The organism is Lutibacter oricola (assembly GCF_900106565.1).
GTDB lineage: Bacteria > Bacteroidota > Bacteroidia > Flavobacteriales > Flavobacteriaceae > Lutibacter > Lutibacter oricola.
This window is the reverse complement of the sequence record NZ_FNNJ01000001.1, coordinates 163,675-189,949: the sequence shown is the minus strand read 5'-3', so window position 1 is coordinate 189,949 and position 26,275 is coordinate 163,675. Positions and strand designations below refer to the sequence as shown.

General features: G+C 30.0%; 16 protein-coding genes. 11 read left to right on the top strand and 5 right to left on the bottom strand.

Features of this window, described 5'->3' with window-relative positions; translation table 11 throughout:
* Nucleotides 1-31 precede the first annotated feature (31 nt).
* From BLU40_RS00785 to BLU40_RS00750, 8 genes are all read left to right on the top strand, one after another.
* Nucleotides 32-934 carry a hypothetical protein gene (locus BLU40_RS00785; RefSeq protein WP_090118733.1) on the top strand — a complete coding sequence of 301 codons (903 nt, stop codon included), beginning with the start codon at nt 32-34 and terminating at the stop codon, nt 932-934.
* A 16-nt stretch (nt 935-950) separates the two neighbouring features.
* A complete protein-coding gene (locus BLU40_RS00780; RefSeq protein ID WP_090118731.1) occupies nt 951-2,057 on the top strand; it encodes a hypothetical protein in 1,107 nt (368 codons plus the stop codon).
* Nucleotides 2,058-2,067: 10 nt separating this feature from the next.
* The gene (locus BLU40_RS00775; protein ID WP_090118729.1) at nt 2,068-3,015 is read left to right on the top strand and encodes a hypothetical protein; all 948 of its coding nucleotides are present in this window, start codon (nt 2,068-2,070) and stop codon (nt 3,013-3,015) included.
* A 468-nt stretch (nt 3,016-3,483) separates the two neighbouring features.
* Nucleotides 3,484-4,455, top strand: a complete 972-nt coding sequence (locus tag BLU40_RS00770; RefSeq protein ID WP_090118727.1) for a ribonucleotide-diphosphate reductase subunit beta — start codon at nt 3,484-3,486, stop codon at nt 4,453-4,455.
* Nucleotides 4,456-4,568: 113 nt separating this feature from the next.
* On the top strand, nt 4,569-6,950 hold the full coding sequence (locus BLU40_RS00765; protein ID WP_090118725.1) for a ribonucleoside-diphosphate reductase subunit alpha: 2,382 nt from the start codon (nt 4,569-4,571) through the stop codon (nt 6,948-6,950).
* A gap of 201 nt (nt 6,951-7,151) precedes the next feature.
* Complete coding sequence (locus BLU40_RS00760) at nt 7,152-9,407, top strand: inorganic phosphate transporter (protein ID WP_090118722.1); 2,256 nt, start codon at nt 7,152-7,154, stop codon at nt 9,405-9,407.
* A 110-nt stretch (nt 9,408-9,517) separates the two neighbouring features.
* The gene (locus tag BLU40_RS00755) at nt 9,518-11,302 is read left to right on the top strand and encodes a Na/Pi cotransporter family protein (RefSeq protein WP_090118720.1); all 1,785 of its coding nucleotides are present in this window, start codon (nt 9,518-9,520) and stop codon (nt 11,300-11,302) included.
* A 156-nt stretch (nt 11,303-11,458) separates the two neighbouring features.
* Nucleotides 11,459-13,711 (top strand): inorganic phosphate transporter, encoded by a 2,253-nt coding sequence (locus BLU40_RS00750; RefSeq protein ID WP_090118718.1) that lies wholly within the window; start codon nt 11,459-11,461, stop codon nt 13,709-13,711.
* 73 nt (nt 13,712-13,784) lie between these two features.
* Here BLU40_RS00750 and BLU40_RS00745 read toward each other — a convergent pair whose 3' ends face one another.
* Nucleotides 13,785-14,975 carry a porin gene (locus BLU40_RS00745; RefSeq protein WP_090118715.1) on the bottom strand — a complete coding sequence of 397 codons (1,191 nt, stop codon included), beginning with the start codon at nt 14,973-14,975 and terminating at the stop codon, nt 13,785-13,787.
* 528 nt (nt 14,976-15,503) lie between these two features.
* Between BLU40_RS00745 and BLU40_RS00740 the strand changes: the two genes are divergently transcribed.
* Complete coding sequence (locus tag BLU40_RS00740; protein WP_090118714.1) at nt 15,504-15,851, top strand: toxin-antitoxin system YwqK family antitoxin; 348 nt, start codon at nt 15,504-15,506, stop codon at nt 15,849-15,851.
* Nucleotides 15,852-15,944: 93 nt separating this feature from the next.
* Here the strand turns inward: BLU40_RS00740 and BLU40_RS00735 are convergent, their stop codons facing one another.
* The 3 genes from BLU40_RS00735 to BLU40_RS00725 all read right to left on the bottom strand — a co-directional run bounded on the left by BLU40_RS00735 (nt 15,945) and on the right by BLU40_RS00725 (nt 20,487).
* Nucleotides 15,945-17,129 carry a multidrug transporter gene (locus BLU40_RS00735; protein WP_090118711.1) on the bottom strand — a complete coding sequence of 395 codons (1,185 nt, stop codon included), beginning with the start codon at nt 17,127-17,129 and terminating at the stop codon, nt 15,945-15,947.
* A gap of 32 nt (nt 17,130-17,161) precedes the next feature.
* A complete protein-coding gene (locus tag BLU40_RS00730; RefSeq protein ID WP_090118709.1) occupies nt 17,162-19,993 on the bottom strand; it encodes a TonB-dependent receptor in 2,832 nt (943 codons plus the stop codon).
* Nucleotides 19,994-20,106: 113 nt separating this feature from the next.
* Complete coding sequence (locus tag BLU40_RS00725; protein ID WP_090118708.1) at nt 20,107-20,487, bottom strand: carboxypeptidase-like regulatory domain-containing protein; 381 nt, start codon at nt 20,485-20,487, stop codon at nt 20,107-20,109.
* Nucleotides 20,488-20,643: 156 nt separating this feature from the next.
* Between BLU40_RS00725 and BLU40_RS00720 the strand changes: the two genes are divergently transcribed.
* Nucleotides 20,644-21,975: a deoxyguanosinetriphosphate triphosphohydrolase gene (locus BLU40_RS00720; protein WP_090118706.1), complete on the top strand. Its 1,332-nt coding sequence runs from the start codon at nt 20,644-20,646 to the stop codon at nt 21,973-21,975.
* Nucleotides 21,976-22,054: 79 nt separating this feature from the next.
* Nucleotides 22,055-25,219 carry a T9SS type A sorting domain-containing protein gene (locus tag BLU40_RS00715; protein WP_090118704.1) on the top strand — a complete coding sequence of 1,055 codons (3,165 nt, stop codon included), beginning with the start codon at nt 22,055-22,057 and terminating at the stop codon, nt 25,217-25,219.
* Nucleotides 25,220-25,289: 70 nt separating this feature from the next.
* Here the strand turns inward: BLU40_RS00715 and BLU40_RS00710 are convergent, their stop codons facing one another.
* Nucleotides 25,290-26,255, bottom strand: a complete 966-nt coding sequence (locus BLU40_RS00710) for a DUF3078 domain-containing protein (protein WP_090118702.1) — start codon at nt 26,253-26,255, stop codon at nt 25,290-25,292.
* Between the last annotated feature and the right edge of the window lie 20 nt (nt 26,256-26,275).

Genomic DNA, 26,275 nt, shown 5'->3' with positions numbered 1-26,275 from the left:
AAGCGAGCTTAATTAATAAAAAATACTAATTATGAAAAAATTAAGCATAATAATCGCATTATTTACAATAATAGTAAGTTGCAAAGGCAACGAAAACAAACCAGCAGATAGCTTGGCTATAAACAGCACTAAATCCGACCAAAACAAACTAAAACGTTACCAAGTAAAATCTGGTATCATCCACTACACTTCAACAATTTCAGGAAAAGTTTTAGGCAATACAATGTCTGGTACAGGAACCGAAAGTGTTTACTTCAAAGATTGGGGAGCCATTGAGCTAAGAGATGAAAAATCTACCGAAACTAGTAGTATGAAATTTTTTGGTAAAACAAAAAAAGAAACTACAAATAAACGCGTGATAAACAAATTAGATAATGGCGAATGGTACATAGTTGATTTTGATCGAAAAGAAATTACTGCAACTAGGTCTTTACCTATAGATGCTATTACTGCATTTCATCCAGAATCTGACGCAGGAGACACAGGTAAACAAATGGTAAAAGGTCTTGGTGGTAAAAAAATTGGAGAAGAAACCTTTATGGGGTATAACTGTGAAATTTGGGAAGCCTTGGGTGTAAAACAATGGGTTTACAAGCATATAACTTTAAAAATTGAATCTACTGTATTAGGTGTTACTACTTCAAAAAAAGCTACAAGCATAAAATTTAATATATCTGTTCCAGATTCACATTTTAAACTGCCAGATTTTCCAATTGTTAAACAAGAAAGCTTTTTAAGTAATGATGATATAGATTTTGATATGGAAGATATAGATGCAAACTTAGAAAAGGTTGGTAAACTTTCTTATAGTGAATGGAAAAAAATGGCCTTAGCTGATAAAGATGATGAAGAAATGCAAAATATGAGTGAAGAAGAATTACGCCAAACTTATGATATGATTCAGAAAATGGTAAAAATGAGAAAAGGGAATTAATCGCAAAAAAATTGCTATGAAAATTTGGATTCCACTCCTGTTTCTTATCAGTTTAACAACTGCAAAAGCACAAGAGTTTAAACCGTTCAAAATAAAGTCTGGAAAAATTACTTATCAAAAGTTGAAATATTCAACTGTTTCAAGTTACTCCAACAAAAACGGAGTTGAAACAAGCTACAGTAAACAAGTACCTTATGTAGCCGAACAAGTATTTTATTGTTGGGATCAATTTGGCGATATTGCTTTTGAAGAAGTTTACAAAGTCTCGAAATTTGGAGGAGAATTATTACCTGAAAAAGTAAAAATTACTGAACAATTATGGATTGATGAACACCACTATTATTTTGATATAAAAAACAATAAAGTAAGTGATGATCTTTACTATTTAAGAAAAAAATGTAGAGAACGGTTTCAATATTACCAAATAACAGATTCTTGGATAAAAACTTTATATATGGGAACAGATAAATCTGGAACCGAAACTATTTTAGATAAAAAAGCCGATTGTTATAAAATAGATAAATATACAGATTTGTATGCCTGGAAAGGATTGGAATTAAAAAATGTAAGCTATTATACCACTCCAAAAGGTGAACGATTATATCCTAACCGAGCAAAAATAGCAGTTAAAATTGATACTCTCTCGCCAATAAATAAGGCTATTTTCAATCCAACTTGGTTAAAACGAGAAAAATTTTACAATTCTTTAGATGGAGACAAAATTTCAGAAATAGTTGATACTCGTCCAAATGTAACAGAACAAGCAGATAATATTAAAGGAATTGAACTTCAAAAAAATGACATCTTTTTATTTGTAACCAATAAATTACAATTAGGTAAAATGCAGGTTTTAAAAATTGATAGTAACAAGCAACTTATTATAAAATATAGTTTATATAGCTTCAATAATGAGATTAACAAAAACAATTCATTTACAATTAAAAATAATACACTTGTAAATATAGATGCTCCTTTTAGTAAAGAATCATTTCCTAAAGATTTAGATTTTAAATGGAGCGTATCCAATAAAACCAAGTTATTCCCTCAAAATAACATTAGCGTATTATTACTAAAACCAAGTAGAACAACACTAGAAATTAAAAAATACAAAAGAAATAATTAAATAAAATATTATGAAAAAATTAATCGTACTAATAATTATCATTTGTAGTATTTCAGCAAAAGCCCAAAAATCTAAAATAATTGGAAACTGGCAATTAGTAAAAGCTGTTATAGGAGATAAAACCGAAACCGATTTAAAAGCAGTATTCATTTTTGAAGATAAAGGAGTTTTAAAAGCTGCAAGAAGTGCTACTTCAAAAATAGTAACAGTTGGTACTTGGAAATACAATAAAAAGAAAAAAACAATTGTAATGAACAGCTCTTTAGATAAAGATTTTAATGGAGAAGCTTCTGTAATAAAATCTAAAAACAAAGAACTGGTTTATAAAAAAGATAAAGCAATACTAAGCTTTGTAAAAATAAAAATGCAAAACGCTTCACCAAAAATAAAAATGGAAAAACCAATACTTTCATTTAAAAGGGAAGCTATGTATAATAAAAATGGTGATTTTAATTACGAAGAGGAAGAAGCAAAATTACCTTGGAAAATTGAAACTATTGTAAACAATTTAAAAAATTACACAGAATTGGTCTATAACATAACTAGTTTTCCTGATGAACAAGAGCCAGATGCCTGGGTAGTAAGCGAAAAAATAAACTACAATGCTACAGAAAAATCTATTGACGTTAGGGAATATTCATATTTTCAAAACGATTATATCGATATGACCGAAAATCCAATTTGGATGAATAACTTATCTGATTATGAGTATGATTACAACTTTTTTCCAAAAGATAATGTAGATACCTACAAAGTTTTAGGAACAGAAGAAATTAAAACACCTGCAGGTACTTTTAATTGTACAGTTGTTGAAGGTTTTGGTCAATTTGATAGTAAAATTAAATATTGGATGATAACAGAAAAACCAGGAGTATTTGCCAAAATAATAAAAGTAAAAGATGCTCCAGTACCATTTGGTAGTACAAATGTGTATATATTAAAAGAAATTAAAAACTAGATAATCCCCTGCACTCAAAAAAAAGCGCTATAAAAAGTAATTACACTTATGCTTCTTGTAAATTACATCTGTTTATTATTTATAAAACAAACAGATGTAATTCAAGAAACGTATTTCAAAAAGCATTCAAAAATTAGTATTTGCAGTAATTAATTGTTGATTTAATTCCATGTACTTTGAAAAGTTCAAGTTTAAAAGCTTGAACTTTTTTCATTTATTTACACCAATACTCCTTTTCAATACAAAGCCAATAAAACCAACTAGCGAGCAACAAAACAGATTTATATTTTACTGATAATCAGTTTTTAGGAGTAATTAGTCGTTAATTACAAAAATAGTAGAATGTTAAAAACTTATTGATAAATGTGAATAAGTACCCCTTTCATTATACCCAATTTTTTCCAATATTTGTTTCTCTCGTTTCAAGAGAAATCAACTAACTATTTACCATCTAAAAAAGTCAAAGAAATGCCTGCTATTGAACCTATTTTACAAGAAAACAAAGACCGATTTGTAATTTTCCCTATTCAACACCAAGATATTTGGGAATGGTATAAAAAGCAAGAAGCTAGTATTTGGACTGCTGAAGAAATTGATTTACACCAAGATGTAATTGATTGGGAAAATAAATTAAACGATGATGAACGTTATTTTATCAAACATATTTTAGCGTTTTTTGCAGCTTCTGATGGTATTGTAAACGAAAATTTAGCAGAAAATTTTGTTAGTGAAGTTCAATATTCTGAAGCAAAATTTTTCTATGGTTTTCAAATAATGATGGAAAATATACACTCTGAAGTATACTCATTGTTAATTGATACGTATGTAAAAAATGAAGCAGAAAAAGATCAATTGTTTAAAGCAATTGAGGTGTTTCCTGCTATTAAATTAAAAGCTGATTGGGCATTAAAATGGATTGAAAGTCCAAGTTTTGCTGAGCGTTTAATTGCTTTTGCTGCCGTTGAAGGAATTTTCTTTTCAGGAAGTTTTTGCTCTATTTTTTGGTTAAAAAAACGAGGATTATTACCAGGCTTAACATTTTCTAACGAATTAATTTCTAGAGATGAAGGTTTACACTGTGATTTTGCTGTACACTTACACAATAACCATATTGTAAACAAAGTACCAAAAGAACGCATTTCAGAAATTATTGTAGATGCATTAGATATTGAACGTAAATTTATAACAGAATCATTACCAGTTAGTTTAATTGGTATGAATGCTAAATTAATGACTCAATATTTAGAATTTGTAACAGACAGACTTTTAACTGAATTTGGATGTGATAAAGTTTACAATGTTTCTAATCCTTTTGACTTTATGGAAATGATTTCTTTAGAAGGAAAAACAAATTTTTTCGAAAAAAGAGTATCTGAATACCAAAAAGCTGGTGTAAAAAGCGGAGGAACTGGTGATATAAGTTTTGATGCTGACTTCTAATATTTATTAGAAAAACTTTTCAAATTACAATACACCCCAATTGAAATTTGATTTTTTAAATAAAATCAATAATACAACTGTATATAATAATTATTAAAACCAACGTGTAACCTATGTTTGTACTTAAAAGAGACGGAAGAAAAGAGCCTGTAATGTTCGATAAAATTACAGCAAGAGTTAGAAAAATGTGTTATGGCCTTAATAAATTGGTAGATCCTGTTCAGGTAGCTATGAGAGTTATTGAAGGACTTTATGATGGGGTTACCACTTCCGAACTTGATAATTTAGCTGCTGAAACTGCTGCTACAATGACTGTACGACACCCAGATTATGCAAAACTAGCTGCACGTATTGCTGTTTCTAACTTACATAAAAACACTAAAAAAACATTTAGTGAAGTTATGACGGATTTATACAATTATGTAAATCCAAGAACTGGTAAAAAAGCACCATTATTATCTGACGAGACATACAAATCTATTATGGATAATGCTGCCAAGCTAGATTCAACAATTATATACAATAGAGATTTTGGGTACGATTATTTTGGTTTTAAAACATTAGAACGCTCCTATTTATTAAAATTAAACGGTAAAATTGCTGAAAGACCTCAGCATATGTTAATGCGTGTTGCAATTGGAATTCATCAAAATGATATTGATGAAGCTATTGAAACGTATGAGTTAATGTCTAAAAAGATTTTTACTCACGCAACACCAACATTATTCAATTCAGGAACACCAAAACCACAAATGTCGTCTTGTTTTTTACTTCAAATACAAGAAGATAGTATTGATGGTATTTATGATACATTAAAACAAACTGCAAAAATTTCTCAATCTGCTGGAGGAATTGGTTTATCTATTCACAACGTACGTGCAACAGGATCTTATATTAGAGGTACTAATGGAACTTCAAACGGAATTGTTCCAATGCTAAAAGTTTATAATGATACTGCTCGTTATGTAGATCAAGGTGGAGGAAAACGTAAAGGTTCTTTCGCTATTTATATGGAACCTTGGCACGCAGATGTTTTTAACTTTTTAGATTTACGTAAAAATACTGGAGCTGAAGAAATGCGTGCGCGTGATTTATTTTACGCTATGTGGATTCCAGATTTATTTATGAAACGTGTTGAAGAAAATGGAGATTGGACATTAATGTGTCCTAATGAATGTCCTCATTTATTTGATACTTATGGAGATGAGTTTGAAAAACTATACACAGGTTATGAGCAAGTTGGTAAAGGACGTAAAACTATAAAAGCACGTGAACTTTGGGAAAAGATTTTAGAAGCTCAAATTGAAACTGGAAATCCATACATGCTTTACAAAGATTCGGCAAATAGAAAATCGAATCAAAAAAATTTAGGAACCATTCGTTCTTCAAATTTATGTACAGAAATTATGGAATATACTGCAAAAGATGAAGTTGCAGTATGTAACTTAGCTTCAATTGCCATTCCAATGTTTGTAGATGAAAATGAAAAGGGCGAAAAATATTTTAATCACCAAAAACTATTTGAGGTAACTAAAAAAATTACAAGAAATTTAGATACAGTAATAGATCGTAATTATTACCCAGTTAAAGAAGCCGAAAATTCAAACTTTAGACATAGACCCGTAGGTTTAGGAATTCAAGGTTTGGCAGATGCTTTTATTATGCTGCGTATGCCTTTTACAAGTGACGAAGCGAAAAAGTTAAACGAAGAAATTTTTGAAACCATTTACTTTGCTGCTGTAACCTCATCAATGGAAATGGCTAAAACTAAAGGAACCTACTCTACATATGAAGGCTCTCCAATGTCTAAAGGAGAATTTCAATTTAACATGTGGAATGTTTCTGAAGATGATTTGAGTGGTCGTTGGGACTGGAAAGCTCTTAGAAAAAATGTATTAGAAAACGGTATTAGAAACTCGTTATTAGTTGCTCCAATGCCAACAGCTTCAACTTCACAAATTTTAGGTAATAACGAAGCTTTTGAGCCTTACACATCTAATATTTACACGCGTAGAGTTTTAAGCGGCGAATATATTGTTGTTAATAAGCATTTACTAGAAGACTTGGTTGAATTAGGTTTATGGAATAATGAAATGAAAGAAGAAATAATGCGTGCCAACGGTTCAATCCAACATATAGATGTTATTCCACAAGATTTAAAAGAACTGTATAAAACCGTTTGGGAAATGAGTATGAAAGATATTATTGATATGTCTCGCCAAAGAGGATATTTTATTGATCAATCTCAATCATTAAATTTATTTATGCAAGATGCAAATTACTCTAAATTAACATCTATGCATTTTTACGCTTGGAAAAGTGGCTTAAAAACTGGAATGTACTACTTACGTACAAAAAGTGCTGTAAACGCAATTAAATTTACCTTATCTAACAATAAAAAAGAAGAAGACAAGCCATTAACTCCTGAAGAACTAAAGGCTATGTTAATTGCTTCACAAAACAATCCAGACGATTGTGAAATGTGTGGATCATAAAATGTAAAATACATTATTAAAAATAAGCCTTTAAGTACTATTATTTAAAGGCTTATTTATATTAATACCAAATAGTATTAATTTTGTAAATTTATACCCATCTTATAACGGTAAATTAACACAATTTTAATGTTGTTAACCTTAACTTAACATACGCTAAAAAGAATGAATATATTTTTGCGCTTTAAATAATAATAAAAAATGGGAGATATTTACATTTTAATGCTTGTTGCATTAACAGTACTAGCAATTATTGATTTAGTTGTTGGAGTTAGTAACGATGCAGTAAACTTTTTGAATTCAGCAATTGGTTCTAAAGCTATTTCTATGAAATGGATTTTAATTATTGCAAGTATTGGAGTTGCTCTTGGAGCAATAACCTCGAGTGGAATGATGGAGGTTGCACGTAAAGGTATTTTTAATCCGGCAGAATTTTATTTCGACGAAATAATGTTCATTTTTATGGCGGTAATGATAACAGACATTCTTCTGTTAGATGTTTTTAATTCATTAGGAATGCCAACATCTACAACAGTTTCTATTGTATTTGAATTGTTGGGTGCTGCAGTTGCAATGGCATTAATTAAAATTTCTAATGCTGAAGGTGAAACTATAGCTAGCTTAGGAAAATACATTAATTCAGAAAAAGCCTTATTAATTATATCGGGTATTTTACTCTCTGTATTTATAGCATTTTCGGTGGGTGCAATTGTACAATTCCTATCGCGTTTGCTGTATTCTTTCCAATTTGAAAAAAGAAAAAGTTATATAAATGCAATTTTTGGAGGTTTTGCAATTACAGCAATTACCTACTTTATTTTTGTAAAAGGTATGAAAGGAACTCCTTTTTACGGAGATATTAAACACTTAATTGAAGGAAAAACTTTTGAAATTATCCTTTATGGTTTTGCTTTCTGGACAATATTATCGCAATTATTAATAATGCTATTCAAAGTAAATATTTTAAAATTTATTGTAATAATTGGAACATTTTCTTTAGCAATGGCATTTGCTGGTAACGATTTAGTTAACTTTATTGGTGTACCTATTGCTGCTTGGAACTCTTACCAAGAATGGAGTGCTTCTGGAATACCTGCTAATGAATTCTCAATGGGAGTTTTAGCCAAAAAAGTACCATCTAACCCAATGCTATTATTAGCTGCAGGTGCAATTATGGTTATTACTTTATGGTTCTCTAAAAAAGCAAAAGCAGTAATTGAAACTGGTATTAACCTTTCTCGACAAGGAGAAGGGCATGAAAAATTTCAATCAAATGCCGTTTCTAGAACTGTTGTTCGTGGAGCAATTTTGTTTAGCTCTGGTTTAGCTAAAGTAGTTCCTAATAGATCTTTAAAGTGGATAGACTCTAAATTCCAAAAACCTGTTATAGATTTATCTAAAGAAAAAACTTATGAATTACCTGCCTTTGATATGGTTAGAGCATCGGTTAACTTATTTGTTGCTGGTATTTTAATTTCGATTGGTACTTCATTAAAACTGCCATTATCTACAACTTACGTTACCTTTATGGTAGCAATGGGTACATCTTTAGCTGATAGAGCTTGGGGTAGAGAAAGTGCCGTTTATAGAGTTGCTGGTGTATTTAACGTAATTGGTGGTTGGTTTTTAACTGCTTTATCTGCATTTACAGTAGCTGCAATTTTTGCTTACATTATATATTTAGGTGAAATTGTTTCTGTAGCTGTATTATTAATTATTGTATTGTTTTTAATAGGTAGAAGTTCTGTTAGACATACAAGAAAAGCAAAAGAGAAAAAAGAAAGAAAATATATTGAACGTGCTGAGTTAATAACTATTAATGAAGTTGTTGAGGAAAGTTCTGATCACATTTCTGAAGTTGTAAAACGTGTGAATAAGCTATTTACAAACGTTGTAGATGATTTATCTAACCACGATTTAAAGAAGTTAACCAAAACTGAAAAACACGTTAAAAAACTAAATAAAGAAGTTAACGAACTTAAAAGTGAAGTTTTCTACTTTATTAAATCTTTAGATGACTCTTCTGTAAAAGCAAGTAGATTTTATATTTTAGTTTTAGGGTACTTACAAGATGTAACACAGTCTATTGAATATATTTCAACAACAAGTTACAACCACGTTAATAACAACCACAAGAATCTTAAAAAATCTCAAGTAAAAGATTTAAAATCTATTAATAATGAGCTACAATCGTTATTTAGTAAAATAGAAAAAGACTTCTCTGATAGAGATTTCTCTAACCTATTAACTATTATAAACGCTAAACAAGAGTTATTTAATAACGTTTCTGAATCTATTGATAAGCAAATTTCAAGAATTAGAACAGAAGAAACGAGTCCTAAAAACTCAACATTATACTTTGGTATTCTATTAGAAACTAAAGATTTAATTTCTGCTTTAATGAGCCTACTTCAATTATATGAAGAATTTCAAGTTCAAGAAAACGGAAATAAATAATTAACTTATATTTCTAAAAAGCCTTCAAATTAAATTATTTGAAGGCTTTTTTTGTTTTAATTAATATATGTAAGTTTATAACTTTTTAGACCAAATATTTCCTTTTATAAATGATTAGAAAAGTTTCCTTTACTATATTTTTAGCCGCTTTAGCTGTTGTACTTTACTTTAACCCTAATTTTAAAACAATTTCCGCAGGTGTTGCCATTTTACTATTTGGAATGATAATGCTTGAAGAAGGTTTTAAAGTATTTACAAAAGGTCCGCTTCAAAATATATTAAAAAAAGCTACTAATAAATTATACAAAAGTATTACAGCTGGTGCTTTTGTTACTGCTTTAATTCAATCTAGTTCTTTAGTGTCAGTAATTACAATTTCATTTATAAGCGCTGGTTTAATTAGCCTTTCTGGAGGTTTAGGATTAATTTTTGGAGCAAACATTGGTACAACTGCTACAGCTTGGCTAGTTGCTGGTTTTGGTTTAAAAATTAAGATTTCGGCATTAGCTATGCCAATGCTAATTTTTGGAATCATATTTTCTTTTCAGAAAAAAGTAGCACTAAAAGGTGTTGGAAATGTATTAGCTGGGTTAGGTTTTTTCTTTCTTGGTATACATTATATGAAAGAAGGTTTTGATATTTTTAAGCAATATATAGACCTTACCCAATTTGCAGTTTCAGGATTTTTAGGAGCTTTAATTTATGCCGGTTTAGGAATTTTAATAACTACTATTTTACAATCTAGTAGCGCAACACTGGCCTTAATTTTAACAGCACTTGCAGCTGGACAAATAGAATATGAAAACGCACTTGCATTAGCAATTGGAGCCAATGTTGGTACAACAATTACTGCGGTTTTAGGATCTTTAAGTTCAAACATTGCTGGAAAACGTCTTGCTGGAGCACATTTAGTTTTTAATGTTACCACCGGTATTATAACCTTAATTTTAATATTTCCATTAGCAAGACTAGTTAATCATTTATCTGAATTATTACAAATAGCCCACGATGATTATACCTTAAAACTAGCACTATTTCATACCATTTTTAATGTGCTGGGTGTTTTAGTTATGATTCCTTTTATTAATATACTTGAACGTTTTTTAATAAAAGTTATTAAAGATAAAAAGACAAAAGATATTGATGATGCAAAATTCTTAACCGAATCTGTGTTAGAATTTCCTGGAACTGCTATTTCTTCGTTAGTAAAAGAATCTGAGTATTTATTTAAAAATGCAATTTTTGAAATAGTTGCACACGGGTTAAACATTCATCAAAGTGATATTAAATCGGATTTAAAGATTAAAAAAATTATAAAAAAATCAACTGTTGACATGGAAACAGATGTTGAAGAATTATATTATACCAAAGTAAAATCTATTTATGGCGAAATTATTAGGTATGCAACAACTGTTCAAAGCGATTTAATTTTAAATAAAAAACAACACAAAACTATTACAGAGATTAAAATTGCTAATAGAAAAATGGTTGAAATTATAAAGGATATTAGAGAGTTGAATAAAAACTTAACTTCCTCTGTAAGTTTAAACAACAAAGATCTTCACCATGAATATGATAATTTCAGAAAAAAAGTAACAAAAGTATTGCGCGTTATTTACCTTTTTAGCACTGAAGAAAACTCTGAAAAGTATGCCGAAAAGCTAAATGAGCTAAAAGAAAATGCTAGAGAAAATATTAGGCAAAGTAATAAATCTATAGATAAGTTAATTCGAAAAGATTTAATTTCTGCAGAAATGGCTTCTTCACTATTTAATGATTTTACCAACGTAAACGATATGATAAAAAAGCTAATTGAAGTAGCCGAATTATTATATGGTGAAAAAGACTCATTATTAGAAAACGGAAAAGTTAAAAAGAAAAAGAAGAACAAATAACCCATTATTACCAACCAACTTATAACAACATAAAAACTAAAACATTAAGGGTTATTTTTGTTAACATTAACATAGTATAAGCCGGCTAATATTAACATTAACTTAATGTCAACTACTTAATTTCAAATTAATTTTGCAATATATTAAATTGAAATCATGAATGATATTTATATATTAATGCTAGTGGCATTAACCATTTTAGCAGTAATAGATTTAGTGGTTGGTGTTAGTAATGATGCTGTTAACTTTTTAAACTCCGCTTTGGGTTCTAAAGCTGTTTCAGTAAGAACTTTAATGATAATTGCGAGTTTTGGTATTTTCTTTGGTGCCGTTTTTTCGAGCGGTATGATGGAAGTTGCTAGAAAAGGTATTTTTATTCCTAGTGAGTTTTACTTTAATGAAATTATGTTCATTTTTATGGCGGTTATGATAACCGATGTAATTTTGTTGGATTTGTTTAACTCTTTAGGTATGCCAACCTCAACTACAGTTTCTATTGTATTTGAATTGTTAGGTGCTGCCGTAGCTATTGCATTAATTAAAATTAATGCCAATGATGCTCAAACTTTTGCAGATTTAGGTCATTATATAAATTCAGATAGAGCATTGCTAATTATATCTGGTATTTTAATGTCTGTAGTAATTGCATTCTCTATTGGTGCTATTGTTCAATACATTTCTCGTTTGGTGTTTTCATTTCATTATGAAAAAAGAATGAAATATTTTGGGGCTATTTTTGGTGGTATAGCACTAACAGCAATTACCTATTTTATCTTTATGAAAGGTTTAAAAGGAACTCCTTTTTATGGAGATGTTAAGCATATTTTAAATGGTAACGAACTTATTATTATTGGTGGAAGTTTTGTTTTTTGGACTTTACTTTCTCAATTATACACAAGCTTATTCAAAAAAAACATATTAGTTCTTGTTATTATTATCGGAACATTTGGTTTAGCCTTAGCCTTTGCAGGTAATGATTTAGTTAACTTTATTGGAGTGCCAATGGCTGCACTACACTCTTATGATGCTTGGGTAGCGAGCGGTGTGCCCGCTACTGAATTTTCTATGGGTGTTTTAGCTAAAAAAGTGCCAACAGAATCTACCCTATTATTTATTGCTGGTGCAATTATGGTAGTTACTTTATGGTTTTCTAAAAAAGCAAAATCTGTAACCGAAACCGAAATTGGTTTAGCAAGACAAGGAGCTGGACACGAAAAATTTAAATCTAACATGCTTTCTAGGTCAATTGTTAGAGGTACTGTAAGTTTAAGTAAAACTCTTAATAGCATTTTACCTAATTCAATATCTAGTAAAATAGATAGTCAATTTCAAAAACCTACAATAGCACTACCAAAAGATAAAGAATATGAGCTTCCTGCATTTGATATGATACGAGCTTCTGTTAATTTAATGGTAGCTGGTATTTTAATATCTATTGCAACCTCATTAAAGCTACCTTTATCTACTACCTATGTAACTTTTATGGTGGCAATGGGAACTTCATTAGCAGATAGAGCTTGGGATAGAGAAAGTGCTGTTTATAGAGTTGCTGGTGTAGTTAACGTAATTGCTGGTTGGTTTTCTACTGCCATTATTGCTTTTACAGCTGCAGGTATATTCGCTTTCTTAATGTATTTAGGAGGTATTTCTGTAGTTGCAGTTTTATTAGTTATAGTAGCTTTTTTATTAGTAAGAAGTTATTTAAACCATTCTAAAAAACTAAAAGAAAAAAAGGAAGTACAACGTGTTAATAGAGCCGAAGTTAATTCTATTAATGAAGTTATTGAAGATAGTTCGGGACATATTTCTGAAGTAATAAACCGTGTAAATAAATTATACACCAATGTTGTTACAGATTTAACCAACCAAGATTTAAACAAGCTATCTAAAACCGATAAACACGTTAAAAAATTAAATACTGAAGTAAACGAACTAAAATCTGACATATTCTACTTTATTAAATCTTTAGATGATAGTTTAGTAAAAGCAAGTAGGTTTTATTTGCTAGTATTAAGATATTTACAAGATATTACACAGTCTATTGAGTTTATTTCTACAACTAGTTTTAATCATGTAAACAACAATCATAAAGACCTTAAAAAAGGTCAAATTAAAGATTTAAAACTAATTAATAAAAAGCTTCAAAAGTTACTGGACCAAATAATTGTAGATTTTGATAAAAGAAACTTTACAAACTTTGCGTATATAATTGATGACAAACAAAACTTATTAAATCATGTTTCTGATTCGATTGATAGCCAAATTTCAAGAATTAGAACAGATGAAACAAGTCCAAAAAATTCTACTTTATACTTTGGAATTCTACTAGAAACAAAAGATTTAATTACAGCTTTAATGAGTTTACTACAACTATTTCAAGAGTTTCAAATAAATAATGAAAATAAGTAGTTGAATTTATACCAATAAAAAAGGTCGCTATATAAACATATAGCGACCTTTTTTATTACTCAGTTTTAAGCTCTTAGAAATGAATATCTACTTGTAGCCTATATAACAGTTCGTTATTACCTCCATCAATTTCTAAATGGCTAATGTCGGTTTGTACCTTTAAACTATGACCAACAATGTATTTTGAAAGTCCTAATGTATATTGGCTCTCTTGATTTTTTCCTGTAATATTTTTATCTAACTCAATGTTTGTATAACGACCAGAAACTTCCCAATCATTATTTAATAAATATCCTGTTTGTAAATTTAATCCGTTTCCTACTTGAACCACATCACCAGTTAAAGTACCGTCAGAGTTTTTTGCAAATGGGTCATCTGCTGTTCTATCTGAATATTCAGCCATAAAAGAGAACCCTTGATATTTAAACATTGCATCTATAAACCAAGTGTTAATATTTGTTTCAAAAAAACCATTATCAGTTTCCATATAAGAACCTTGATTACTTCTGGTTTTAACAGCATTGTTATTATGGTCATAACTTACTCCAATAGCTAATTTTGGCTTAGCTTCACGTTGTAAATCAGCTCCTTTATAATCTCCTTTACCAGCAAAACTTCCAAAAGGAAATAACTCAACACGCCCAGTATACTGGTGACCTCCAAGATTTCCAGAGGTAATATTTCTACCTTCTCCTTGTGCTACTGAAAATATTTCTTTTACCACAAATTTATCCGTTAAATTAAATTTATGTCTCAATTGAACTCCAAAATCACGATCTATAGTAAACCTTTTATTTAATAAAGATCTATCTACTTGCTGTAAATTTGCTGATGAAATAACTCGCTCTCTGTTTCCTGGAAGTTTACCTTGACCAAACCACAATTCAAAATTTTGGTAAAAATTCCATTTTAATTGTGCATCTAAAATATAACGTGGCGCGTTACTTGTATATTCTGAAGCTCCAGATTGATCTCTATTAGATAAGCCTAATTCAATTTTGTATTTTAATTTTGGACTGTATGCAAAACCATCAAATTTTAACCTTGCTCTTCTAGTTAAAAAATTTGCTTCGCTTTTGCCTCCATCTTCCCAGTTAGAAGTTCCTAAAAGTTGCATACGTAAACCAACTTTCATACTCCAGCTGTCATTTTCACCTTTTAAATTAAAAAGACCTTTTCCAAATTTTGAAGCATTTGCTTCTTGAGAATAAGTTAATGGTACGGCTAAAAGCCATAACATAATTAGTAATACTTTGAATTTCATAAATAGTGTTGTTTCGTTTTTGTCGCTGCAAAGAACTCATTTTAATGTTAAGTTAATGTTTCTTAATGATTAACTTATAATTAAAAGGAGTGTTTTTTAATCTATTCTTTAAACATATTTAATAGTAAACTAACATTTTAATTTTTATTAAAATAAAAGACCACCAAATAATGGTGGTCTTTTTCATTTCAATGTATTGTTGACAAAAACGATATTTATGAAATGTTATATCTTCTATATGAGAAAAACAAATATTACATAATAATCTTAATTTAATTTAAACTAAATATTATCTAAATATTAAGATTTAAACACCCTTTTTATTGTTACTCTAATGTTAATATTTTAAATATCCAAATTTTAAGCGCCTTTCAACACTAAACTTTAGGTGTTGATAATCAGTTTTTTAAGTGATTTTTTAAAAAATTTAATGTAAACTTAATGTTAAGAAACTGTAATTTTAATGTAAACCTACTATATTTGAGTATTATTAAAAACTAAAAAAATAACCTTAAAAAACATATAGACATGAAAACATTATTAAAATTAGTTGTATTATTATTTTGTGTTACAACATTTGCTCAAGAACAAAAAGTAGACTTCAAAAAAATTGATAACGATTTAACAAAAGCAACTTATTACTTTGCAGATAATGCAAATATAGTTGAACGTGAAGGTTTCTTTAATAAATCTGGTAAGTTACATGGTACTTGGATCAATTACGACGTAAACGGATCTAAAACGATTATTGCGAATTACAAAAACGGTAAAAAAGAAGGTACTTGGAGTTTTATTAAAAAAGACAAAGTTAACTTAGTTACTTATAAAAATAACAAAGTGGTTAATGTAGAAACTAAAGACATTATTATTAATTAGCACAAATCTCATTCTTTTAAATAGTGCTTATAAAAAAAGGGATGCTTAAAGCATCCCTTTTTTATTTATATAACAACAATTATATTTTATAGTTTACTCAACAGTCCAACCAGCTCCCCAAGTAGCATAATCAGTTCCTGTTCCATTTCCATCACCTGAAATAAAATCAGCTTCAGTAAAAGAAAAACCAGTATCGTTTTTTAATTTAACAGTTACAGTATTAAAAGTAACATTGTTAACTTGTAATACATCATCAATAACTCCTTGTCCTGTTGGGTTATCAGAAGTATCTCCATCCAAATCGAATCCTTCTTCAAAGTTGTTTATTACAACGTTTGTAAAAATTCCTTGTGTACCAGCTCTTAATCTAATTGCTTCACCTTCGAAACCGTCTACAGTAACGTTTGTTACGTTTGGTGCAGAAAAATATTTAGGGCTTGAGTTGTTACCTATATCAGTATTATAACCATCACATTCAAAAGCTTTATCGTGGTCGGCTCCGTGCATAACATAAGCATTCATAATAGTACCTGTGTAACCTTCAGTCCAGTCAATAGAATCATCTTGAGCGTTTACAACAGAAACATAACTTACGTTAACTGTACCTCCAAAAAATTCTAAACCATCATCTAAACCTTCAAACATTTGAATGTACTCAACAGTAGTTCCACTTCCTACACCGTAAAAAGAAAATCCGTTGTTTTCAGACTGTCCATCAGCTTTACCACCTGAATATTGAACACGTACGTAACGAAGTGTACCTGAGTTATCAGTAGCGTCAGTTCCACCGTAAGGTAAACTTCCAATTTCTGAAGTTGAAGTTCCAGTAGCAACAGAGTTAATAGGTGCTTTTCCTAAAATAATTAATCCTCCCCAATCACCAGCTTTAGGTGCAGTAGAGTTAGATGTCATAATAATTGGCTTATCTTTAGTTCCTTCTGCAACAATTTTTGCTCCTTGTGCAATTGCAATATACACATCAGATCCTGAAGCTTGCGCTTTAATTACAGTACCTTCTTCAATAGTTAAAGTAGTACCAGCTTCCATTACTAATGCACCTGTTAAAGTGTATTCATTTTTAGCCTCTAATAATAAGTCACTTGACTGAACTCCTGAAATGCTTATTTTTTCACTTGCATTAGGATCAGTTGTTCCTCCTGTAGTAGTGTTTGTTACTGAATTGTCTGTGTTGTTGATAATAATATCAGCTGTGTCATCTTCTCCACAAGAGATAAATAATGCTGAAGCTATAGCCAAAGTTAAAAATGTATTCTTCATCGTTTTTAAATTATTAATGTTCATATTTTGTTTTAAAAGTTATATTTGAATTGAAGGCCTATGTTTAAACCTTTTTTGTAGCTTTCTAATACTACTTCTTGGTTATTAGATAATTCTCTGAAAATTTCTATTTCTGGATTTAAAATGTTTTTTGCACTGAAGTTTATTTCAGTTTTCTCTCCAATTTTATTTTTCCAAACAAAATCTAATGTTGCAAATCCTTTTTCTATTTTGTTTCCTAATTGACCAGAACCTAATGCGAAAATTCTATCAGAAAAATAGTTGGCTACTAAGTTTATTGTTGGCTCAACCTTTTCACCAAAATTTGGTCTAAAGTTTAAATCTGCATTTACTAATAACGGAGATGCTCCTTGAAGCTCATCACTATCTCTATTAAATGCTGTACTGTATGTACCTTGAATTGTATTAAATAAGTCTTGTTTTGTATGCATATAAGAAATGTTGAAACCTCCAGATAATTTAGCTTCATCATCTTCATTCATTAAAATATCTTTTTTCACTTCAACCTCAACACCATATACTTTTGCTTTATCTCCAGTTCTAAAAAAACGTTGAGTACCTGTTGCATCATTTGCAACAACTAAGTTTACAGGATCTTTAATTTCTTTTGCAAATGCACCTAATGAAATAATTTCACCTCTTGAAACAAACCATTCGAATTTAAAATCTACATTTAAAATATCTGAGTAAGAAACATCTTTAACATTTACATAGTTAACACCTTCTTGATGACCTAATAAATCTGGATTACCACCAATTCTTTGTGTTACACTTTCGTATACATAAGGCGCCATTTCTTTAAATTCTGGAAATGAAACTGTATTACTAACTGAAAAACGTAAGTTAATATCATCATTCAGCGCATATTTTACATTTAATGTTGGTAATAACAACTCTTCGGTTACCTCAGCAACTCCCGGGTTTTTAATTAAGTTTACAACATCGTAGTTAATTGTTTGGCTAAACCATTCAGATCTTACACCTGGAACTATTAACCATTTTTCGCCTAAATTAATTTCTGCTGAAGTATACATAGAATAGGTTTCTAACTCTCCTTTATAGGTGTTCTCGTATTTACCAGGAAAATTTGTTGGCCCTATATGAAATACGCCTTCACCTTCAGGATATAAAGCTTTAAACACATCAGTATCATACAATCCATCTGCCCAGTTATTGTAATTAAAAATTGCGTTGAAATTATTAGGGTCTACATTAAAAGAACTATCAATGTTTTTGTAACCGTATCTAATATTCTTAAAATTACGCTCCTTTGCTCTATGGTTTGCTCCAAAGTTTAATTTAAAATCATCCGAAACCGTATACTTTAAATTAAAACGACCATTTAATTCTTCATCTATAATTTTTTCGAAATAACGTTGGTTGTCAAAAGAGTTATTTGTGTATAAAGTTGCATATGTATTTGGATCACTATCTAAATGGTTGTAATATTCCTCTAAAGAAATTCTTTTTCTATCTGGTTCGTGAGAGTACACATTGTTATAACCTAATCCCCAATCTAGTTCCAATTTATCTTCAACTAACGTATGTTCTCCTAATAATTGGTTTACAAATACTAAATCTTGATTAAATTGTACATTCATTTGGTAAAAACCAGCATCTGTATCAATTCGAGCATCACGATTAGATCCTAAACCTTTTACACCATAGTAACCAACCTCATCACTAGAACTATTAATAAATAATGAGTTATAAGATATTTTGTTGAAATCGTTAATTTTATAAATAGCACTTCCCATTACTGTAGAATTAGTTGAGTAATTGTAACGATCTACATTTGGAAAAGATTTTTTCTCAACATTTGTATAATCAGTTTCTCTACCTTCAAAAAAAGTATAATTATTATCAAAGCTTCCAGTTATAAATAAACTTAACCTTCCTGCATCACCAACATCAAATGATTTTCCTGCAGATAAACTTACACCCGTATTAATTGGCGTTTGTGCAGAAATTGGATCAACACCGTGAGATAATACCACTGCATAAGGATTATGTTCGTATCTACCGTAGAACCCAAAAAATCCAGTTCCATCACTTTTTACAAAATCTTTATCAGCTGCATTTGTGTTAACACTTGTAGAAACCGATACATCTAAAAAGCTATCGCCTGTAAACTCTTTTGAAGTAACATTTACATTACCTGCAGCAAAATCTCCGTAAAAATTAGCAGCGTATGCTTTACTTACAGAAACATTTTGAATAACATCTGAAGAAAATAAATTTAAATCTATATTCTTTTTATTAATGTTATTAGAAGGCATTGATAAACCGTTTAAAGTAGTATTTAAATATCTATCTCCCAATCCACGAACGTATACATTACTCGAACCTTCTTTAGAAATACCTGATATTTTTGTAATTGCAGCAGCTGCATCACTTACACCTTTTCTATTTAACTCATCAGCACCAATACTTTGCTTAATTTCAACAGCTTTCTTTTGCTCCGTTAACAAAGCAGTTTCAGATTCTTTTTTAGTAGTACCTGTAATAAGTACCTCATCTAAAGAAACTCCTTGACTAGCATTTAATGTTTTATCAATTACCGTATTCCCATCTGCTGTTACAACAACATTTGGTACTTCTATAGTTTGATAACCTATAAAACTGAATACCAAAGTGTATGTTCCAGGGTCTACTTGTAAAGTATAAGTTCCTTCAAACTCTGTAGTTACCCCAATGGTAGTATCTTTAATAAATACATTGGCAAATGGTAATGGTGCGTTTGCAGCTTCTTTATCATAAACTGTTCCGGTAATAAGTCCTTTTGATTGACTAAATGCAACCGCACTTATAAGGATCAAAATTGCTGTTATTATTCTTTTCATTTTTTGTTTTAATTTCTTGCTGCAAAGAAACTGTTACAACGTAAATGAAAAGTTAACCCGTGTTTATAAAAACTTAATTATAACGTTAATTAAACGTTACTAGCATTTTTCGGTTATTTTTCTGAAAGCGTAATCGAAGACATTGAGCTTACCTCTAAAGCTTTTAATTTTTGATTTTTTACTGTAGTTAAATTAGAGCTTACTTCAATCTTACTAACCACAACAGAGTCGTAACCAATAAAACTAAACTCCAATGTATAAAAACCTGGCTTTAAGTTAAATGAAAAAGTACCATCTAACTCTGTTTTAATTGTAGTGTTTGTTTCCTTAATGGTTACAGAGGCAAAAGCCAAAGGCTCGTTACTAACCTCGTTATCTAGAACAACACCTTGTAGTACACCGTTTGTGTTTTCTTTAATTAAAGATTCCATTTCAAATGTTTGACCAAATGAAAACGTACTTACCATTAAAAATAAAACAACTAAAAACCTCATAACTACTATTATTTTTTATGCTACAAATATCTATTCTCAATGTTAATTAAAGGTTATTATAGCTTTACACTTATGTAACTCAATTGTTAAATTTATTCCCTTAACTAAAATTATAATTTAAGTATATTGCGATACTTAATATTTCTGAAATAAATTATGAACTGGATTCAATTATTATCTCTTAAAAGACATGGAGATACACAACCAAGACCAAGAATAAATCAAAACGAAACTCGATTAGGTTTTGAAGTAGATTACGACCGTATTATTTTTTCTGACTCTTTTAGAAGTCTTCAAGATAAAACACAAGTTGTACCATTATCTAAAACAGATTTTGTTCATACTCGTTTAACTCATAGTCTAGAAGTAAGTGTTGTTGCCAGATCTTTAGGTAGAAATGTTGGTGAAAAAGTATTAGAAAAACACAGTAATTTAATTGAACACGGTTATAAAATGAATGATTTTGGTGCTATAGTTGCCACAGCAGCTTTAGCACACGATATTGGAAACCCTCCTTTTGGTCATAGTGGAGAAAAAGCAATTGGTGAGTATTTTGCAAACAACAAAGGGCAAAAATATAAAGAGCATTTAACCGATAAACAATGGCAAGATTTAATTGATTTTGAAGGAAATGCCAACGGATTTAGAATTTTAACACAAAGTAAACAAGGTTCTATAGGTGGTTTACGATTATCGTATGCTACTTTAGGTGCATTTATAAAATACCCAAAAGAATCTTTACCGAAAAAACCAACATCAAATATTGCAGATAAAAAATATGGTATATTCCAATCCGAGGTTCCATATTTTAATGAAATAGCCAATGAGTTAGGATTAATTTCAACAGGAAAAAATGGAGATATTGCATATAAAAGACACCCATTAGCTTATTTAGTTGAAGCTGCAGATGATATTTGCTACACTATTATAGATTTTGAAGATGGAATAAACCTTGGCTTAATTGATGAAGAGTTTGCTTTAGAATACCTTATAAAATTAGTAAAAGATACTATAGATATTAAAAAGTATCATCAACTTCAATATAAAAAAGATAGACTTAGTTATTTAAGAGCCTTAGCAATTGGAACATTAATTAATGAAGCTGCAACCATTTTTCTTGAAAACGAAGATGCAATTTTAAAAGGTGAATACCCCTATTCCCTTCTAGACAAGTGCAAATATGAAGCTCAAATAAACGACATTATTAAAATTAGTGTCGAAAAAATATATAGATGTAGAGAAGTTGTTGAAAAAGAAATTGTTGGATATTCTATTATTTCAAAACTTTTAGATGTGTTTCTAAACGCTTCAAACAATAAGTATAACAATACAATGTCTAATTACGATAAGCTTATAATTAACTTACTTCCAGAAAGTTTACAACTTCCAAAAGATAATTTGTATGATAGACTTATAACAATTTGTGGTTTTGTAGCAAGTTTAACAGATGGCTATGCTTTTCAATTATATAAAAAAATTAACAGCTAAATACCATATAATTTATAATAAAACAGTCATTTAATTACGAAAACGTATATTTGTGTTATTCAATTCAATTTATAATAACATGAAAAACAAAATTACTTTTCTATTAGGTTTATGCTTAATACTAGGTATAGGTTTATTTGTTTTTAACAAAAAACAAGAATCTAGCAATGGTAAAATGGCTGAGTTAAGAAAACAACACGAGTATTTCTTAAAAAACAGTCCTTTTAAAAAAACTCTTTTACTTTCTAAAAAAGAAAGAAAAGCAATGGGGTTATCTCCCAACAAATATTACGAGCGTGAATGGGAATTAAACATGGATCCTGCTACAGGAAAACCACACCCAGAGCGCTTATTTAAATTACAAGAAACTTTAAATGCAAACAAAGTACCAGGAGAAAATGGCTTAGCTTGGGAAGAAAGAGGCCCTAACAATGTTGGTGGTAGAACAAGAGCCGTAATGTACGACCCTAATGATTCTACGCATAAAAGAGTATTTGCAGGTGGAGTTAGTGGTGGTTTATGGGTTAATAATGATATTACTAGTGCATCATCTGCTTGGAGTTTAGTTGATATGCCAAATAATTTAGCTATTAGCTGTATTACTTACGACCCAAATACGCCAACTACTTTTTATGTTGGTACAGGAGAATCGTATGTTCAAGGAGATGTTAATGGTAATGGTGTATGGAAATCTACAGATGCTGGTGTTACTTGGACAAAAGCTTTTGGTGGTGTAACTGGCGAAACTACTTTTGAATCTAACGCTAAACTTACTGTAAACTCACCTGGGTCAATTGCTGGTGAATATGTAATTACTACAGCTGCTTTTGGACCTGATTTAACAACAATAACGGACGATTTAATATTAGCAATTGATAATACTGGAGATTCTGATGCTTGTACAGCTATTACAAATAACCTTACAGGCAAAATTGCTGTTGTTAGACGTGGAGATTGTACGTTTGTTGAAAAAGTAAACTTTGCACAAACTGCTGGAGCAATTGCTGTATTAGTAGTTAACAATGTTGGTGGGTCGCCAATTTCTTTAGGTGGTGACGATGCTGGTATTACAATTCCAACTGTTATGATAGCTAAAGATGAAGGGGAAGCAATTATTGCTCAAATTTCTAGTGGTGTAAACGTAACTTTAGAAGCTACAGACTCTCCTTTTCAAGGAAACTTTGTTACTCCAGGTATTCAACATATAAATGATATTAAAATAAGAGATAATGGAGGAACTTCTGAAGTTTATGTAGCTGTAGGAGAAACTGGATATTTCGATTCTAGTCCTGCAAGTATTTTAGGTTCTCAAGAACATGGTTTATATCGCTCTTTAAACGGAACAAGTTGGTCTAAAGTTTCCCTTCCCCTTACTGCAGATGGAGCTGTTTACGTTCCAAATGATATTGAAATTAGTGCTGATAATACTATTTGGGTAGCCACTACGGGAGACCTATTAGAAGGTGATGGAGGAGGAACAATTCTTTCTTCAACAAACGGAAGAGATTTTACCGTTAAACATACTATTACAGATGGGGATAGAACACAAATTGCAGTTTCATCATCTAATCCAAATAAAATTTATGTACTAGCGCAAATTAATACGGGTGTATTGGAAGAACCTGTACCAATTACAATGTTTAGAACTGAAAATGGATTTACTAGTACAACTGCTTTAGCTCTACCTGAAGGTACAGGTGTTCCTGCAGATGATTTTACAAGAGGACAAGCATTTTACGACTTAATGTTAGAAGTTGACCCTAGTGATGATACTATCTTATATGCTGGTGGAATTGATTTATTTAGAGGTGTAGGTTCTGGAATGATTTGGTCTCAAATTTCTGAATGGACAGGATCAGGATTTAGCTATGTTCATGCAGATCAGCATGCTTTTGTATTCCATCCAACAAATTCTAATACCGCTATTGCAGGTACTGATGGAGGTTTGTTTTTATGTGAAAATAAACTTTCTACTGCTGCTACAAACAGCAATGCCTTTGTTGAAAGAAATAAAAACTACATTACTACGCAATTTTATAAAGCTGCAATTGGGCAAGAAGAAGCTTCTGAGAAATTATTAGCAGGAGCTCAAGATAATGGATCCCACTTAATAAATAATGCCTCTGCAGGCGTTAACAGTTCAAATAGAGTTACTGGTGGAGATGGTGCTTATGTTTTTATTGATAAAGACAATGAATATATGATTTCTTCATATGTATACAATGTTTTCTATTATTTAAATTACACTACGGGCTCACAACAATATACAATTGTAAACAACCAAAATACTGGAAATTTTATAAACCCAGCGGTACTAGATAGTACTGAAGATGTATTATTTACAAATGGGTCTTCTGGTACAACATACCAAATTAATAGATACTCGCTTGGTAATAGTTCTGCATCTGCAGGTACTGTTACAGACCCACTTTTAACTGGAGCTCCTTCGGCTTTTAAAGTTTCTCCATTCCCTGGTGATACTCCATTTGGTGGTTCAATATTATTTGTTGGAACTGACAATGGAAAACTTTTTAAAATTACTAATGCGAATACAGCCTTTAGCAGTTGGGAAGAATTAACTGGTAATGAGTTTTATGGAAGTATTTCTTGTGTAGAATTAGGTGAAAATGCTAATGAAATTTTTGTTACTTTCCATAACTATGGTGTAACCAACATTTTTTACACTGAAGATGGAGGTACGACTTGGTTAAACAAAGAAAATGATTTACCAGATTTACCTGTAAAAGCCATTTTACAAAATCCTTTAAATAGTAATGAAGTAATTATTGGTACTGAACTAGGTGTTTGGGGAACTAAAAACTTTAATGATGCTAATCCAAACTGGCACAGATCTCAAAACGGAATGAAAGATGTTAAAGTAACTAGTTTTGATTTAAGAACTTCAGACAATACTGTTGTAGCTTCTACTTACGGTAGAGGAATGTTTACAGGTCAATTTACATCTGACGCAAGTACTCTTGCCGTTGATAATTTCACTAAAAACAACTTAGTTAAACTTTACCCAACTGTTTCTAACGGAGAAATTAATATTTCTAAAGCAAGTGATGTTTTAGAAGGTACACTAGTTATCTACGATTTAAATGGAAAACAAGTTTACAATACTAATGTTAATTTTAATAATGGTTCTACTAAACAATTAAATCTTAATTTATCTAGCGGAGTTTATATTACTAAATTTAATAGTGAACAACAACAATCAACACAGAAAATAATTATAAAATAAATAGCTGTTTTATAAATTAATGCATAAAAAAAGAGGCTTTTAAAAAGCCTCTTTTTTTTATTTTATATTATTAAAAATTATACGAAAACCCGACCCCTAATAATTGCTTTATTTGAACTTTAGGCCCCAAAATATCTAACGTTCCATCATTATCAACATCTTCTTTATGTAAAATATCATCATCAAATCTTAAATGAGAACCAACATTTGCTGTTACGTGCTTATTAATAGTCAAATCAAAATTAATCTCCCAGTTAATATCTACATTTCCATAGTCGTGTAAATAATCTGAATATAAGATAAGCTTATTAGCCATTTTTATATTCTCCATTACATTAGTTTTCCATTCACCAGTTAACAATGTCCCAAACTCCATTTTAGTTTTTTCTCCTTTTTCAATTATATTACCTTCATCATCTTTAACTGCTGCATCCACACCAAAAGCTCCTTCATCTGCTAAAACTTCACTAAAAACAAACGTTGTTTTATTTGTTATTGGTGATAAATAAAATTTTAATGATTTTTTCTTTGATGAATATTCAGATCCAACTCCAAGAAACAAATATGCAGGAGCAAATAACCTAGAAATTGGTTTATCTGTATTCGGATATTTATATCCATTGGTAAACTGTGTTCTAAAGTTAAATTTAGCAGAAGTATACCAATTAGACTCTGTATTTTTTCTGTAACCAAAAGTAGAGTTTACTTCAAATCTATCCTCTGTTTTTCTTAATTCTCTAGATTCTTCTTTGTTTAAACCGTAGTTTCCTTTTAACTCATTAGACCAAACAGTATGTTCATTTTTGTAGTTACGTTGTAAATACAATTTAATTATTCCAGAAATAGAGTTATTACCCCCTGCACTCCAATTTACAAATGAGTTTTGTGTAAATAATAAACTAACATTGTTTTTCACTTTCCAATGACTTATAGAATCTGGCTTAACAACAGCCAGAGAATCTTTACTAAAAGTAGGATTTGCAAAAGAATTTAAACTGATTAATAGCGTAAGGAGTGCAACTAATTTAATTTTCATTTTTTCTAGTTTTATAACCA

What these genes read in the sequence shown, in the direction of transcription:
- BLU40_RS00785 (WP_090118733.1), top strand. Translation starts at nt 32, where the DNA reads ATGAAAAAATTAAGCATAATAATCGCATTATTTACAATAATAGTAAGT.
- BLU40_RS00780 (WP_090118731.1), top strand. Translation starts at nt 951, where the DNA reads ATGAAAATTTGGATTCCACTCCTGTTTCTTATCAGTTTAACAACTGCA.
- BLU40_RS00775 (WP_090118729.1), top strand. Translation starts at nt 2,068, where the DNA reads ATGAAAAAATTAATCGTACTAATAATTATCATTTGTAGTATTTCAGCA.
- BLU40_RS00770 (WP_090118727.1), top strand. Translation starts at nt 3,484, where the DNA reads ATGCCTGCTATTGAACCTATTTTACAAGAAAACAAAGACCGATTTGTA.
- BLU40_RS00765 (WP_090118725.1), top strand. Translation starts at nt 4,569, where the DNA reads ATGTTTGTACTTAAAAGAGACGGAAGAAAAGAGCCTGTAATGTTCGAT.
- BLU40_RS00760 (WP_090118722.1), top strand. Translation starts at nt 7,152, where the DNA reads ATGGGAGATATTTACATTTTAATGCTTGTTGCATTAACAGTACTAGCA.
- BLU40_RS00755 (WP_090118720.1), top strand. Translation starts at nt 9,518, where the DNA reads ATGATTAGAAAAGTTTCCTTTACTATATTTTTAGCCGCTTTAGCTGTT.
- BLU40_RS00750 (WP_090118718.1), top strand. Translation starts at nt 11,459, where the DNA reads ATGAATGATATTTATATATTAATGCTAGTGGCATTAACCATTTTAGCA.
- BLU40_RS00745 (WP_090118715.1), bottom strand. Translation starts at nt 14,975, where the DNA reads ATGAAATTCAAAGTATTACTAATTATGTTATGGCTTTTAGCCGTACCA.
- BLU40_RS00740 (WP_090118714.1), top strand. Translation starts at nt 15,504, where the DNA reads ATGAAAACATTATTAAAATTAGTTGTATTATTATTTTGTGTTACAACA.
- BLU40_RS00735 (WP_090118711.1), bottom strand. Translation starts at nt 17,129, where the DNA reads ATGAAGAATACATTTTTAACTTTGGCTATAGCTTCAGCATTATTTATC.
- BLU40_RS00730 (WP_090118709.1), bottom strand. Translation starts at nt 19,993, where the DNA reads ATGAAAAGAATAATAACAGCAATTTTGATCCTTATAAGTGCGGTTGCA.
- BLU40_RS00725 (WP_090118708.1), bottom strand. Translation starts at nt 20,487, where the DNA reads ATGAGGTTTTTAGTTGTTTTATTTTTAATGGTAAGTACGTTTTCATTT.
- BLU40_RS00720 (WP_090118706.1), top strand. Translation starts at nt 20,644, where the DNA reads ATGAACTGGATTCAATTATTATCTCTTAAAAGACATGGAGATACACAA.
- BLU40_RS00715 (WP_090118704.1), top strand. Translation starts at nt 22,055, where the DNA reads ATGAAAAACAAAATTACTTTTCTATTAGGTTTATGCTTAATACTAGGT.
- BLU40_RS00710 (WP_090118702.1), bottom strand. Translation starts at nt 26,255, where the DNA reads ATGAAAATTAAATTAGTTGCACTCCTTACGCTATTAATCAGTTTAAAT.